Annotated in this window: 14 protein-coding genes and 1 riboswitch; all 14 genes read right to left on the reverse strand. The window is 51.4% G+C overall.

Features of this window, described 5'->3' with window-relative positions; translation table 11 throughout:
• Positions 1 to 141 precede the first annotated feature (141 nt).
• Positions 142 to 1,389, reverse strand: coding sequence for a phosphoribosylamine--glycine ligase (gene purD / locus CHL76_RS10690; protein WP_094908538.1), 1,248 nt, complete (start codon positions 1,387 to 1,389; stop codon positions 142 to 144).
• Between the two features lie 92 nt (positions 1,390 to 1,481).
• The gene (gene purH / locus CHL76_RS10695; protein ID WP_094908539.1) at positions 1,482 to 3,014 is read right to left on the reverse strand and encodes a bifunctional phosphoribosylaminoimidazolecarboxamide formyltransferase/IMP cyclohydrolase; all 1,533 of its coding nucleotides are present in this window, start codon (positions 3,012 to 3,014) and stop codon (positions 1,482 to 1,484) included.
• Entirely contained in the window at positions 3,011 to 3,622 is a 612-nt protein-coding gene (gene purN / locus CHL76_RS10700; RefSeq protein WP_094908587.1) for a phosphoribosylglycinamide formyltransferase, read from the reverse strand. The genes purH and purN overlap by 4 nt, the downstream gene beginning before the upstream one ends.
• Positions 3,619 to 4,656 carry a phosphoribosylformylglycinamidine cyclo-ligase gene (purM, locus tag CHL76_RS10705; protein WP_094908540.1) on the reverse strand — a complete coding sequence of 346 codons (1,038 nt, stop codon included), beginning with the start codon at positions 4,654 to 4,656 and terminating at the stop codon, positions 3,619 to 3,621. Before purM ends, purN begins: the two co-directional genes overlap by 4 nt.
• A gap of 17 nt (positions 4,657 to 4,673) precedes the next feature.
• Complete coding sequence (gene purF / locus CHL76_RS10710) at positions 4,674 to 6,095, reverse strand: amidophosphoribosyltransferase (protein WP_094908541.1); 1,422 nt, start codon at positions 6,093 to 6,095, stop codon at positions 4,674 to 4,676.
• Positions 6,071 to 8,299 (reverse strand): phosphoribosylformylglycinamidine synthase subunit PurL, encoded by a 2,229-nt coding sequence (purL, locus tag CHL76_RS10715; RefSeq protein ID WP_094908542.1) that lies wholly within the window; start codon positions 8,297 to 8,299, stop codon positions 6,071 to 6,073. The genes purF and purL overlap by 25 nt, the downstream gene beginning before the upstream one ends.
• Complete coding sequence (gene purQ / locus CHL76_RS10720) at positions 8,283 to 8,966, reverse strand: phosphoribosylformylglycinamidine synthase subunit PurQ (RefSeq protein ID WP_094908543.1); 684 nt, start codon at positions 8,964 to 8,966, stop codon at positions 8,283 to 8,285. The genes purL and purQ overlap by 17 nt, the downstream gene beginning before the upstream one ends.
• Positions 8,966 to 9,214 (reverse strand): phosphoribosylformylglycinamidine synthase subunit PurS, encoded by a 249-nt coding sequence (gene purS / locus CHL76_RS10725; RefSeq protein WP_094908544.1) that lies wholly within the window; start codon positions 9,212 to 9,214, stop codon positions 8,966 to 8,968. Before purS ends, purQ begins: the two co-directional genes overlap by 1 nt.
• Positions 9,207 to 9,926: a phosphoribosylaminoimidazolesuccinocarboxamide synthase gene (purC, locus tag CHL76_RS10730; RefSeq protein ID WP_079474212.1), complete on the reverse strand. Its 720-nt coding sequence runs from the start codon at positions 9,924 to 9,926 to the stop codon at positions 9,207 to 9,209. The genes purS and purC overlap by 8 nt, the downstream gene beginning before the upstream one ends.
• Positions 9,927 to 9,955: 29 nt before the next feature.
• Positions 9,956 to 11,251 (reverse strand): adenylosuccinate lyase, encoded by a 1,296-nt coding sequence (gene purB, locus CHL76_RS10735; RefSeq protein ID WP_094908545.1) that lies wholly within the window; start codon positions 11,249 to 11,251, stop codon positions 9,956 to 9,958.
• A gap of 31 nt (positions 11,252 to 11,282) precedes the next feature.
• Positions 11,283 to 12,422, reverse strand: a complete 1,140-nt coding sequence (gene purK / locus CHL76_RS10740; protein WP_094908546.1) for a 5-(carboxyamino)imidazole ribonucleotide synthase — start codon at positions 12,420 to 12,422, stop codon at positions 11,283 to 11,285.
• Positions 12,410 to 12,904: a 5-(carboxyamino)imidazole ribonucleotide mutase gene (gene purE / locus CHL76_RS10745; RefSeq protein ID WP_079474362.1), complete on the reverse strand. Its 495-nt coding sequence runs from the start codon at positions 12,902 to 12,904 to the stop codon at positions 12,410 to 12,412. The genes purK and purE overlap by 13 nt, the downstream gene beginning before the upstream one ends.
• 174 nt (positions 12,905 to 13,078) lie before the next feature.
• Positions 13,079 to 13,180: riboswitch (purine riboswitch) on the reverse strand.
• A 91-nt stretch (positions 13,181 to 13,271) separates the two neighbouring features.
• Complete coding sequence (locus tag CHL76_RS10750) at positions 13,272 to 13,466, reverse strand: NETI motif-containing protein (RefSeq protein ID WP_079474209.1); 195 nt, start codon at positions 13,464 to 13,466, stop codon at positions 13,272 to 13,274.
• A 112-nt stretch (positions 13,467 to 13,578) separates the two neighbouring features.
• Positions 13,579 to 14,880 carry a Zn-dependent hydrolase gene (locus CHL76_RS10755; RefSeq protein ID WP_233133366.1) on the reverse strand — a complete coding sequence of 434 codons (1,302 nt, stop codon included), beginning with the start codon at positions 14,878 to 14,880 and terminating at the stop codon, positions 13,579 to 13,581.
• Positions 14,881 to 14,890: the final 10 nt, after the last annotated feature.

Consider the following 14,890-nt stretch of genomic DNA (forward strand, 5'->3'; position numbering starts at 1 on the left):
GTTTTTATCCTGCTTATTGTAACAGACTCTTGCTTACGGGAGAAAGAAAATGACAAGAAATATAACATAAAATTCATATTCGCTTTGCAATGTTCATAAAAAAACTGCTTCTGCTGACAGCAGAAACAGTTCTTCCGCGCTTTACCGCAGTGCCCGAAAACCAATATCGGTGCGGTAAAACAAATTACCCGTATCAAGTTCGTTCAATTTTTCATATACCTTTTCCTGCGCTTCAGCCAGGGTAGCTGCCTTTTCGGACAGCAGCAGCACCCGGCCGCCGCTGTTTACATATATGCCATTTTTCTTTTCTACGCCTGCAAAAAAGAGAAGGGGGCTCTCCGGCACCTGCTGAATAGGATGGTTTTTTTCATAACTCCCCGGGTAGCCCTTAGAGGCAGCTACTACTCCCAGTACTGCTTCTTCCGACCATACAGGTTCAGGTTTTTCTCCTTCAAGAAGGGTTATTAGAAGCTGGGCCAAATCAGATTCGAGCCGGGGGAGCACCACCTGCGCTTCCGGATCGCCAAACCTCGCATTAAATTCAATTACCTTCGGCCCCGCAGAGGTCATCATTAACCCGGCATACAAAACGCCGGTGAACGGCGACCCTTCCTGCCTCAGGCCGGAGGCTGCCGGCTGAAGCACTTTTTCCACCGCTTCATCAATGTCTTTTTGGGTAAACTGGGGTACGGGGCTGTAAGCGCCCATCCCTCCAGTATTAGGCCCTTCATCGTTATTATAGGCGCGCTTATGATCCTGGGCCGCTACCATGGGTACGACCGTTTCGCCATGCACAAAAGCCATTAAAGACAGCTCTTCGCCTTCTAAAAATTCTTCAATGACTACTTCAGCCCCCGCCTCGCCGAATTTATGATTTTTCAACACTTCCTCGAGTGCCTTTAACGCTTCTTCTTCAGTCATCGCCACAGTGACTCCTTTTCCGGCGGCCAGGCCGTCAGCCTTAATGACGATTGGTGTGCCCTGTCTGCGCACATATGCTTCGGCTTCGTTGTATTTTGAAAATGACGCATAAGTACCGGTGGGGATATGGTAGCGTTCCATGACTTCTTTGGCATATGTCTTACTTCCTTCAATCATAGCGGCCTTCTTTTTCGGGCCGAAGACACGCAGGCCCTCTTGTTCGAAGCGATCAGCAAGTCCCGCTAACAGCGTCGCTTCCGGCCCAATCACCGTCAGCTCCACCAATCTGTCTTTGGCAAAAGCCACCAGGCTATCCTCATCGGTTTCAGCAATATCAACGCACTCTGCATGGTTTTCCATTCCCGCATTCCCGGGCGCTGCGTACACGCGGGTTACACTTGCGCTTTTTGCAAAGGCATAAGCAAGGGCATGCTCCCGGCCGCCTGCTCCTACAATTAAAACATTCATCGCGATCCTCCTGTTCAAAAACCGTTCTCTTCGTCCCTCTGCCATTTTAAAAAACAGCCCGGGAAACAGAATTCCGGGCTGTTCTGCCGATTTTAATGCTTAAAATGGCGCATGCCGGTAAATACCATAGTAATTCCCAACTCATTCGCCCGGTCGATGGACTCCTGGTCCCGAATTGATCCGCCTGGCTGGATAATCGCCGAAATGCCGGCTTCCCCAGCTGTTTCCACCGTGTCCTGCATTGGGAAAAAAGCATCGGAGCCGAGAGCACTGTTCGCCGCTTCCTCTCCTGCCTGGTTAATAGCGATTTCAGCCGATCCGACCCGATTCATCTGGCCAGCGCCAATTCCTATCGTTTGAACGTTTTTCGTCAATACGATCGCGTTGGATTTCACATGCTTAACTACTTTCCAGGCAAGCTTTAAATCTTCCCACTCCGCTTCTGTCGGCTCCCGTTCGGTTACCACCCGCACGTCTGCGTCCAGAAAACCCTTGGTATCCTCGTCCTGTACCAGCAGGCCGCCGTGGATGGAAGTCAGCTGAGAGCGGGTCTCTGCCAATCCCTCAAGCGTTACAGTCAGCAGACGGATATTTTTCTTCTGGGTCAGCAGATCAAGGGCTTCCTGCGAAAAGCTCGGAGCAATGACAATTTCAAGGAAGATTTCCTTCAGCTTCTCTGCAATAGCCTCTGTCACTTCACCGTTAAAAGCGACAATGCCGCCAAATATCGAGACCGGATCTGCGGCATACGTTTTGTCGTAGGCTTCCTCAAGCGTTTCCCCGATCGCGACCCCGCACGGATTCATGTGCTTAACAGCTACAGAAGCCGGATGCGTGAATTCGCGGATCATACTGAGCGCTGCTTCGGCATCATTAATATTATTATAGGAGAGCTCTTTGCCGTGCAGCTGGAAGGCATTTGCAATCGAGCTTAACGGCCCAATTGGCTCCCGGTAAAAAGCAGCCTCCTGATGAGGATTTTCCCCGTAGCGCAGATCCTGCTTTTTCTCATACGTCACGGTGTACATCTCCGGATGCTTTTCTCCCGCTTCTTTAGTTAAATAGTCTGCAATTAACGCATCATAGGAGGCAGTGTGACGGAAAACCTTGGCCGCCAGCTTTTTGTTTGTTTCTGCTGATACCGTGCCGCCATCTTTTAACTCTGTCAGTACAAGCTCATAATCATCCGGGTCGACAACTACAGTGACGTCTTCAAAGTTTTTCGCCGCCGCCCTGAGCATTGCCGGGCCGCCGATATCGATATTTTCAATCGCATCTTCAAACGATTTATCGGGATTCTCAATCGTTTTTTTAAACGGATACAGGTTTACTATTACCAGGTCAATCGGTTCGATGCTGTGCTCCCGCAGCTGGGATGTATGGTCATCGTTGCTGCGGCGTGCAAGCAGTCCGCTATGTATGTTTGGGTGCAGGGTCTTCACCCGGCCGTCAAGTATCTCGGGAAAACCGGTAACGTCTGAAATACCCGTGATCTGCACGCCGCTTTCCTCAAGCACGCGGCTCGTTCCCCCCGTGGAAATAATTTCGATGCCCTGCTTTTCGAGGCTTTTGGCAAGGGGGACAATGCCCTCTTTATCTGACACACTAATTAACGCTCGTTTCATGAATGGTTGGCTCCCTCCGTATTGGTTTGTACTTTTTTCAAGGGACGGGTAATCCACCGCTGGACGATTTCCGGATAGAGCCGGTGTTCGACAGCCTGAATGCCAGCAGTAAGTGTCTCGAGTGAATCCGTGTCTTTCACCCCGACTGGCTCCTGGGCAATGATGCTCCCTGTGTCCATGCCTTCATCAACGTAGTGAATGGTGACGCCGGTCACTTTTACTCCGGCCTCCCACGCCTGTCTGATGGCGTCTTTTCCAGGAAAAGACGGAAGCAGTGACGGATGGACATTAATCATCCGTCCGCCGTATTCCGTAAGCAGCTTATCCCCAATGAGCCGCATATAACCTGCAAGCACGATGCGCTCCGCCCCTTTATCATGTAATTCCTTTACGATTTCAGTTTCAAACGCCGCCTTGTTCTCGTACTTCTTCGGCGAAAAAGCGAACACCGGAATGCCCTCCTCTTCGGCAAAGGCAACGACCGGGGCCTGCGGCTTATCACAGACAACCAGCACAAACTCTGCTTCGAGTCTCTGCTCCCGGGCTGCACGGACCAATGAACGGGCGTTCGAGCCGGTACCGGAGGCAAATAAAGCCAGCTTCATCAGCACGTAGCCCCCTTCACCTGGACACCGCCGCCATCTGTCACTTCTCCTATGTCCCAGGCCTCTTCTCCGGCCTCTTTTAAGGCCTGAAGCATGTTCTCTTTTTCTTCGGCTGCTACGACGACCATCAAACCAATCCCCATGTTAAAGGTGCCAAACATATCATCCGGGGATAAATGGCCTTCATTTTGAATGAAAGAAAAAATCTCCGGCTGCTGCCAGTTGTCGACGTCAAACATCGCACCGCAGCCTTCCGGGAGCATTCTCGGAACGTTTTCAAAAAAACCGCCGCCGGTAATATGAGCCATCCCTCTGGCTGTGCCCAGCTGTTTAATTGTTTTCGCCGCATTTACATAAATTTTTGTCGGCTCGAGCAGCTCTTCCCCGAGCGGACGCTGAAACGGAGGCACCGTGTCATTCATTGTAAACAGACCGTCTTCAAACAGTACTTTGCGTACAAGGGAAAATCCGTTACTGTGAATACCCGAAGAGGCTACCCCGATAATCGCATCTTTGTCCCTGGCTTTTGGCTCGTCCAGAATATCCGCCTTCTCGGCTGCACCGACGGCAAATCCTGCCAGATCGTACTCTTCTTCGCTGTACATGCCCGGCATTTCAGCAGTCTCTCCGCCGATAACAGCGCACCCTGCCTGCTCACAGCCGTCTGCCACACCTTTGATAATCTGCTCAATTTTTTCAGGATCTGCTTTTCCCAGGGCCAGATAATCCAGGAAATAGAGGGGATCAGCCCCCTGAACGGCGATATCGTTCACACACATCGCCACTACGTCCTGGCCGATTGTATCGTGCTTGTCCATTTGAAAAGCAAGCATCAATTTCGTTCCGACGCCGTCTGTCCCTGAAATAAGGACCGGTTCTTTGTAAGGAAGCGAGGAAATATCAAACATGCCGCCAAAACCGCCGAGGGCCCCCATCACTTCGGGGCGCCCGGTTCGGGCAATGTGTTTTTTCATCCGCTCTACCGCCTGGTATCCTGCTTCCACATCGACCCCGGCCCGCTTGTAAGCTTCAGACATCCGTAGCCCCTCCTTTATCAACCATTCATAATTTTGTCGTGCGGATGAAGCGTATCGTCGTAAATCTCTGTTGGATATTTGCCGGTAAAGCACGCAAGACACTGGCCGCAGTTCGGCTCGCTCTTATCCCGGCCGATCCCGTTTTGCAGGCCTTCGATGCTGATGAATGAAAGCGAATCCGCTCCCATTAAATCGCGCATTTCATCAACAGTGTAACTCGAGGCGATCAATTCTGCTTTTGTTGACGTATCTATTCCGTAAAAGCACGGATGCGTAATCGGCGGTGAAGTAATGCGTACATGCACTTCCGTCGCTCCTGCTTCTTTCAGCATCCGGACAATCCGTTTACTGGTCGTCCCCCGGACAATCGAATCGTCCACCATAACGACCCGTTTGCCTTCAACGACTCCGCGTACAGCGGACAGCTTCATTTTCACTCCCTGCTCACGCAGCGCCTGCGACGGCTGGATAAAGGTCCGGCCCACGTACCGATTTTTAATCAAGCCGAGCTCATACGGCGTGCCGGTAGCTTCGGCGTAGCCAATAGCCGCAGAAATCGAAGAATCCGGCACACCGGTCACGACATCTGCTTCCACCGGCGCTTCTTTGGCCATTTCTTTGCCGAGGTTTTTTCTCGCCGTATGCACGTTAATATTGTCCACGTTGGAGTCCGGGCGGGCAAAATAAACATACTCCAGGCTGCAGATCGCCCGGGAAGTAGCGGTGGAAAACAATTCCGAATGCATGCCTGAGTCATCGATGCTTATAATTTCTCCCGGCTGCATATCCCTCAGGTATTCAGCTCCAATTACATCGAACGCGCATGTTTCCGAGGCTACCACGTACGTATCGCCGATTGTCCCTATCGCAAGCGGGCGCAGGCCGTTCGGATCCATAGCACACAGCAGCTTGTCCTCGGTCATTACCGCAAAGGCATACGCACCCTCAATGTAGGACAAGGCATCCTTCAACTGATCTTCAAAGCGGGTTTCATCGCTTCGCTTAATCAAGTGGGCGAGCACTTCAGTGTCAGAGGTCGACTGGAAAATACTCCCTTTCCTTTCGAGCTCCTCTTTCACATGGTTTGCATTCACGAGATTTCCATTATGCGCAACTGCAAGTCCTGTCGTCTGCGACTGGAAAAGCAGCGGCTGGCAGTTCACAAGGCCGCCTCCGCCTGCCGTCGCGTAGCGTACGTGGCCAATGGCCGAGCTTCCCTGCAGCTGTTCGAGATCTCCTTCTTTAAAGGCTTCCGTAATCAGACCGAGTCCTTTGTGGCTCGACAGTTTATCGCCGTCACTGACGACAATGCCTGCCCCTTCCTGACCGCGGTGCTGCAAACTGTGCAGCCCGTAGTAAGCAAGCTGTGCTGCCTCCTCGTGGCCCCAGACAGCAAACACGCCGCATTCTTCATTTAAGCCTTTGATTTCACCAAGCATGGAATAGCTCCTTTCCAGGCGTTCTCCAACTCCTTGGCAGAAGCTTGAAGAATCGTCTCTCCCGATTCTTTAGATAAATGCAATGTCGCTTCTTCTGTCACGCTGCCGGCATACTTGGCGTCTGTTACTATTTGTTCGAAGGCTTCCTGATTCTCTCTCGCTACGGAAATTACATAGCGGGACTGCGTTTCTGCAAACAATTCCTCCATAACGTTTCCGTTGATTACTATCTCAGCACCAAGGCCGGTGCCAAACGTGCTCTCCGCCACCGCCACAGCAAGTCCGCCTTCGGATACGTCATGTGCTGACTGAACCAGACCCTTTTGAATAGCTTCCAGCACGCTGCGCTGCCTGTGGAGTTCCGTTTCAAGGTCAAGCTCCGGGGCCCGTCCGTCAATCGATCCGGTCTGCATTTCCTGGATCTCACTGCCGCCGAAGTCTTCTCCTGCTTCACCGATAATGTATACGGCATCTCCCGCCTGCTTAAATTCCTGGGTCGTGATGTGGGCAAGCTCTTTAATCAAGCCGACCATGCCAACGACCGGCGTTGGGTAAATTGCGCCATTCTGCGTTTCATTATAAAGCGAAACGTTTCCGCCAATGACCGGAGTTTCAAGAGTTTTACACGCCTCAGTTATACCATCAATCGACTTTTCAAACTGCCAGTAGATCTCTGGTTTTTCCGGATTCCCATAGTTCAGGCAGTCCGTCAGGCCGAGTGGCAGGCCGCCTGAGCAGATAATGTTCCGTGAAGCTTCTGCGATGACAATTTTGCCGCCCTGTTCCGGGTCAAGCCCGAGGTAGCGCGCGTTGCAGTCGGTCGTCATCGCGAGCGCTTTGTCTTTGCCGCGCACCCGGAGCACCGCCGCATCAGAGCCAGGCTGAACAGCTGTGTTGGTACGGACCATGTAATCGTACTGGTCATACACCCATTCCTTGCTAGCTACAGTCGGCTGCTTTAACAGAGCCGTGAGCGTTTCTTTCACATCACTCACATCCGGCCGCCACGCCTTTTGCTCCTGCCGTTTGCGGAACGCTTCCGGCTCCCTGGACTCAGGATGGTACACCGGTGCGTCTTCCGCGAGCGCATCTACGGGCACGTCCGCTACTTTCTCCCCGCCGTGCCAGAGTACAAGCCGCTGTTCATCGATTACACGCCCGATCTCCGCTGAATGAAGCCCCCAATGACTGCAGATGTCGTGAATTTCCTTTTCTTCTCCCTGCTTAACGACCAGAAGCATCCGCTCCTGGGACTCGGAAAGCATCATTTCATACGGACTCATGTTAAGTTCCCGCTGCGGCACCGTATCGAGGTTCATCTCGATGCCCGATCCTGCTTTACTGGCCATTTCTGCTGAAGAAGAAGTCAGCCCTGCAGCTCCCATGTCCTGAATCCCCACGAGCGAGTCACACTTCACGAGTTCAAGGCATGCTTCAAGCAGCAGCTTTTCCATAAACGGGTCCCCCACCTGTACGGATGGACGCTTGCTTTCCGATTCGTCGCTGATTTCTTCCGAAGCAAAAGTAGCCCCGTGGATACCGTCTTTACCGGTGCTTGCCCCAACGTAAATCACTGTGTTTCCAGCTCCGCTGGCAATACCTTTTTGGATATCCTTGTGATCAATAAGCCCGACGCACATAGCGTTAACGAGCGGGTTACCCTCGTAGCTCGGATCAAACTGCACTTCGCCTCCGACCGTCGGCACGCCGATGCAGTTACCGTATCCGGCAATCCCGGCAACAACCTCTTCAAATAAATACTTCACCCGCGGCTTGACCAGCTCCCCGAAACGAAGTGAATTCATAATAGCGACCGGACGGGCCCCCATCGAGAACACGTCCCGGAGAATGCCGCCGATGCCGGTAGCTGCGCCCTGGTAAGGCTCAATCGCTGACGGATGGTTGTGGCTTTCCATTTTGAAGACCACAGCCTGCTCGTCGCCGATATCGATAATGCCGGCCCCTTCGCCGGGGCCCTGCAGCACATGCTCTCCCTCTGTCGGAAACTTTTTCAATTGGGCTTTTGAATGCTTATAGCTGCAGTGCTCCGACCACATGACCGAAAACAGGCCGATTTCTGTATAGTTTGGCAGGCGCCCGAGAATTTTTTTAATCATTTCGAATTCTTCGTCTTTAACGCCCATTTCCTGATAAACTTTTCCCTGTTCAATCTGTTCTGCAGAAGGCTCAAGTAGTAAGGACATGGGATTTCCTCCATTGCTTCAATATTGACTGAAAGATTTTCAATCCGTCGTCACTGCCAAGAATCTGATCGGTTGCGCGTTCCGGGTGCGGCATCATGCCCATCACGTTGCCCTGCTTGTTTACAATGCCGGCAATCGCTTCTTTGGAGCCGTTAAAATTGTCCTCGTAGGTGAACACAATCTGGCTGTTGGTCTGCAGATCCCTCAGGGTCTCATCGTCACAGTAGTAGTTTCCTTCACCGTGGGCTACCGGGATCGTAATTCGCTCCTCCCCTTCATATTTGGAAGTGAAGCCGGTCTCATGATTTGCCACCACCAGACGGGCCGGACGGCAGATAAACTTCAGCGATCGGTTCCGCTGCATCGCTCCCGGAAGCAGGCCGGCTTCAAGCAGCACCTGGAAGCCATTGCACACGCCAAGAACCGGTTTTCCTTTTTCCGCCTGCTCCACGACGCTAGCCATGACCGGGGCAAAACGGGCAATTGCACCAGAACGCAGATAGTCTCCGTAGGAAAACCCGCCGGGAAGAAAAATACCGTCATAGTCCGCAACGCTTTCTTCGGTGTACCAGACTTTATCTACCGGTTCCCCGAGACCTTCCTGGATTGCGTAGTACATATCATCGTCACAGTTGGAGCCTGGAAACACGATAACCGCGAACTTCATCAGGACACGCCCTTTCCAATCGTATACGTATAATCTTCAATCACAGGGTTGGACAGAAGCTTTTCACACATTTCTTCGATTCGGGCTTCAAGGTCGTTTCCTTCCTCTATTTCAAGTTCAATATATTTGCCGGTCTGCACAGATGCCACTTCATGGTACCCCATCGTCTGCAGAGCGTTTTCAATCGTACTTCCCTGCGGATCAAGCACTCCCTCTTTTAATGTCACATACACTTGAACATTAACCATGTGCAGCTCCTCCTAATCGCTGTAATATTTCGGTGTAGCCTTCCTGCAGAGAACCAATGCCGTAACGAAATAGATCTTTGTCAAATTTCTGCCGGGTTTCTTTATCCCACAGCCGGCACGTGTCCGGGGAAATTTCATCAGACAGCAGCAGCTTCCCGTCTTCTGTCGTGCCAAATTCAATTTTGAAGTCCACCAAAAGCAGACCGTGGTCGGAAAAATGCTTTTTGAGCGTTTCATTCACATGCTCGGCCACCTGCTTCATGTCCTTCACCTGCACCGGAGAAGCAGCCTGCAGCAGCCGGATGTGATCATCATTGATTAAAGGGTCCCCAAGCTCGTCATCTTTATAATAGAATTCCACTACTGGCCGGTCCACTTCCGTGCCTTCCTCAATGCCGGTGCGACGGTGGAGGCTGCCGGCGACAATATTTCGCACTACAACTTCGAGCGGAACGATCGTTGTTTTTTTAACCGCCTGCTCCGTTTCGGAGAGCCGGTCTACGAAGTGATTGTTTATGCCTTCTTCATGCAGCTTTTGAAACAACAGGGAGGAAATTTCGTTGTTTAACTTGCCTTTGCCGACCAGCACTTCTTTTTTCTCTCCATTAAACGCTGTCGCATCATCTTTGTACTCTACCCAGAGCGTATTTTCTACGTCTGTTTCATACAGTTTTTTGGCCTTTCCTTCATACAATAGAGCGCGTTTTTCCATTGCAGGCTCCTCCTTTGGACTATCCCTTGTTATTCGATACCGGCACGGGCGAAGATCGTATTGACTTCCTTCATGTGATGGCGGTGGTCAAAGCATTCCTCAATTTCTTCACTGCTTAGCACATTCGTAATGGCCGGTTCATTTTCTACAAGCTCCCGGAATGGAATGCCTTTTTCCCATGCTTCCATCGCTTTAGGCTGTACGGTGTCGTACGCTTCCTCGCGCACCATGCCTTTGTTGATCAGCGTAAGCAGCACGCGCTGGGAGAAGACAAGGCCGAGCGTTTTGTCCATATTTGCTTTCATGTTGTCTTCAAACACTGTCAGGTTCTTCACGATATTGCCGAAACGGTTCAGCATGTAGTTAAGTGCCGTAGTCGCGTCTGGAATAATAATCCGTTCGGCCGAAGAGTGGGAAATATCACGTTCATGCCAGAGCGGCACATTTTCATAAGCGGTCAGCATATGGCCGCGGATCACCCGGGCCAGTCCAGTCATATTCTCTGATCCGATTGGGTTGCGCTTATGCGGCATCGCCGAGGAGCCCTTCTGTCCTTTGGCAAAAAATTCTTCCACTTCCCGGGTTTCACTTTTTTGAAGGCTGCGAATTTCGACGGCCATTTTTTCGATCGAAGTAGCAATTAACGCGAGCGTACTCATGTAATTTGCGTGACGATCCCGCTGCAGCGTCTGCGTCGATACCGGCGCCGCCTGAAGGCCAAGCTTCCGGCAAACCGATTCCTCGATAGCCGGCGGAATGTTGGCAAATGTGCCCACTGCTCCCGAGAGCTTCCCAACGCGGATGCCCTCGGCCGCTGCGTCAAAGCGCTCGATATTGCGCTTCATTTCCTGATACCAGAGAGCGAGTTTGATGCCGAAGGTGGTTGGCTCTGCGTGCACTCCGTGGGTGCGCCCCATCATGATCGTATGCTTATGCTCTTTTGCCTTGTTTTTTAAAATTTCGAGAAAGCGTTCCAAATCGGCCCGCAAAATATCATTGGCCTGCTTAATTAAATAAGAAAGAGCTGTATCCACCACATCAGTCGAGGTCAGGCCGTAATGAACCCATTTGCGCTCATCGCCGAGCGTCTCTGACACCGCCCGTGTAAACGCCACAACGTCATGGCGTGTTTCCTCTTCAATCTCCTGGATCCGTTCGATATTAAACGAAGCGTTGTCCCGTATTTTTTCCACATCTTCCTTTGGAATATCCCCAAGCTCCGACCAGGCTTCGCAGGCACAGATTTCGACCTCCAGCCAGGCGTTGAAGCGGTTCTCCTCAGTCCAGACGGCTCCCATTTCCGGGCGTGTGTAACGATCGATCATAGTCAGGTTCCTCCACTCTTCTCTTTAATAATTATTTCTCTATGTACTGCTTCCATACGCCTGTGGACCGGTCGAGCGCATCCTGAAGATTTTCCCTCAGCACTGTCCAGTGCCCCATCTTCCGGCCAGGCTTGGCTTCATCCTTGCCGTACAGATGCACATGGTCCTTGCTCCACTCTTCCATATGCGTGGTCACTGCTTCGACATGTTCACCGAGAATGTTGGTCATCACCACCGGCTGCTTCAGTCCGGCAGGGCCAAGTGGAAGACCGCAGATGGCACGGATGTGCTGTTCAAACTGGGAGGTTTCACAGGCTTCAATCGTATAATGGCCTGAATTGTGCGGCCGCGGCGCCACTTCGTTTACATACACCGTTTCATCATCTGTAACAAACATTTCCACCGCAAGGGTGCCAACAAGATCCACATGCTCGGCAAGCCGATGGGCGATACGGATCGCTTCTTCGTTCACGAACCGCGAGATTCGTGCCGGTACAATGGTCTGGTGCAGCACGTTATTAACATGGATGTTTTCTCCGACTGGAAACACGCCGGTCTCGCCGTGTACGCTCCGGGTGACAATGCAGGAAATTTCTTTTTGAAACGGGATCCATGCCTCGAGTACTAGCTCTTTGCCATCGGTTCCGCCAAGAGTTTCAAACGCCGCTTCTGCTTCCTCTGCTGCTTTTAACACTACCTGGCCTTTACCATCGTAGCCGCCGCGGCATGTTTTTAATACGCTGGGCACGCCGATCTGCTCTACCGCTGCCGCAAGCTCCTCGCGGGAGGTAACCTGGTGATACGGGGCTACTTTAATATTCGCTGCTTCAATAGCCTGTTTTTCGCGCAGGCGGTGCTGCGCCGTATGAAGGAGATAGCTTCCCTGCGGAAGATAAAGGATGTTTTCCAGATGTCTGGCTGTTTCTGCGTCAATATTTTCAAATTCATAAGTTAATACGTCACACGCTTCTGCCATTCTGTCCGCTCCTGCACGATTGTCGTAAGAAGCTTCAATTTCAACATCTGCCACCTGACCGGCAGGGGAGCCTGTTTTTGGTTCAAGCACGGCAACCCGGTAGCCCATCGGCTTAGCCGCAAACGCCATCATCCGTCCGAGCTGTCCGCCTCCAAGTATTCCGATTGTCTGTCCTGGCTTCATTATTCGTTCCATAGTTCATCTCCTGACTGCATGACCTGCTTACGCATTTGTTCTCTACGCTGACCGAGTTTATCTGCCAGCTTTTCGTCAAAGGCTGCAATCATCTGGGCGGCAAGCAGCCCCGCATTTGTTGCCCCGGACGTTCCAATTGCTACGGTCGCTACCGGCACGCCGCCGGGCATCTGGGCGATGGATAAAAGCGAGTCCCATCCGCTCAAAGCTTTGGACTGGACTGGCACCCCAATAACTGGAAGAGTCGTTTTTGCCGCCAGCATCCCTGGCAGATGAGCTGCTCCGCCGGCCCCTGCGATGATCGCTTTTAAGCCACGCCCTCTTGCTGCTGCCGCGTATTCAAACATATAGTCCGGCGTCCGGTGAGCAGATACGATTTTTTTTTCATACGGTACTCCGAGCTCGTCGAGCACCCCGCATGCCTTCTGCATTGTTTCCCAGTCGGACGTACTGCCCATAACTACTCCTACCTGAGGTTCCACTTGCGCCACTCCTTTACTTTTCCTCACTTACTTTTTGACATAAAGAAGCCCCGGTGCCGGATCCACCCTTAAAAAGGATAGTCCTCCACACGCCGGGGAAGGTCTCATGAACGTATAAGCTCTACTATAGAAGAAAAATTCAAGCCGAAGCTTCTACTATTTCAGACAAAGGCTTCGTTTGATCATTCTCCTCATAGTCCAGCAATTTACGGTTGCCGGGTAGAGACGCTCGAGCCTTATTCCCGAAAGTATATGAGGATTGTCATCGTTCTGCTTTTCTAGCTTACGTGTTTTAGCTTAACAAGTTGTTATATTATCTGTCAATCAAAAATCGAACAATCAGAAAGAACAAATCATAATCGTTCGTTTATTTCCTTTTTGCTTCAAAGCTGATTTCCTGCCTTACCGGCACATACTGCACCTCTCCATTAATGGTACGTTCTTCAAATACGGGCTTTTCCATCCGGCGTACCGGCATAAAGCCTTCGGCAGTAATCCGGGCGAGGCATTCTTCTACGGTTTCTTCTTCCTCTACATAAAAAGTTTGTTTATTTTTTGCCATTCAGTTCGCTACTCCTTATTACTTTACTTCAACATTTTAATTATAACAGGTTTTTTCTAAAAAAAACGAATGAAGCAGAATACCGTTTTCCGCTTCATTCGTCTATTTATCGTTATTTCCCTGTGCCTATCTTTCGTATGGTCTCTTTTAAAACAGCCACCCCGTTTACACAATCCTTTAATTCGGTAAATTCTTCCGGCGTGTGACTTTTACCTTCAAAGCTCGGCACAAACAGAAGGCCAAACGGCACGTAAGCACCAAACATCATAGCATCGTGGCTGGCTCCCGATACGAGCGATTCGGTAGCAAGACCAATATTTTGGGAAGCATCCTCAATTGAACGCCGGATCCACTCAGGCACCGGTACTGGTTTTACTCTGAAAGCCACTTCATGAGAGACAGTAATCCCGCGGCGTTTTGCTATTCTTTCAGCTTCGCTTCGTGCCTGGGTGATCATCTGATCCCGAACGCCCTCATCAAGATCCCGGATGTCGGCTGTCAGCCGGGCTTCGCCGGCGATCACGTTTGAACCATTCGGTTCCAAAGAGAGCCTCCCTACTGTTGCTACAGCCGTGTCGCTGTGCATGGCCGGAAGCTGCTCCAAATAAAGAATAAATTCTGCAGCCGCGGCTGCTGCGTCTTTCCGGATGTTCATCGGAGTATTGCCGGCATGATCTGTTTCCCCGAAAAAATGAACCTCAAGCCAGGAGGGTCCCGCAATTCCTTCAACCACTCCGATGCTGGCTTCCTGTTGTTCGAGCTGTTTCCCCTGTTCAACATGCAGTTCCAAATACGCCCGCAGACGTTCGCGCGGGTAAATATTATTTTCGAGCTTGTTCGGCGAATAATCCATCAGCTTCATTGCTTCCGCTGCTGTAATTCCTTCATCATCACGCATTTGAAAAAAGGCATCCTTCGATATATCGCCAACGGCTGCCCGGCTTCCGAGCAGGCCGCTTCCAAAGCGTGCGCCCTCTTCATCTACAAAGACGGCAATCTCTACGGAACAATCCAGCTCAGCGCCTTCTTTTTTCAACGCTTCTACAGCCATCAGGCTCGATACGCACCCGAGGGCTCCATCAAAAGCACCTCCGTTTTTCACAGTGTCTAAATGGGAACCGGTAAGGATAATTGGAGCTCCGGCCCGGGCTGACTCCCACAGGCCGTAGATGTTACCCACGCCGTCTTCTCTTATACTCAGCCCGGCTTCTTCCATCCAGGAACGGAAAAGATTTTTTGCTTTCTGTTCATCCTCTGTATAAACATAACGCGTAATACCGCCTTCTTCCGTCCAGCCGACCGCTGCCATTTCTGCCAGGCGGGCGGCCAGAACTTCGGGATCGATTGAGGGAAAGCCCCTGCTTTCCTCAACTGTCTGAAGCAGACGCTGCCTGCTGAATCCCTCGTTACCCAAAGCATCATCA

Source organism: Marinococcus halophilus, from assembly GCF_002265875.1.
Classification (GTDB): Bacteria; Bacillota; Bacilli; order Bacillales; family Marinococcaceae; genus Marinococcus; species Marinococcus halophilus.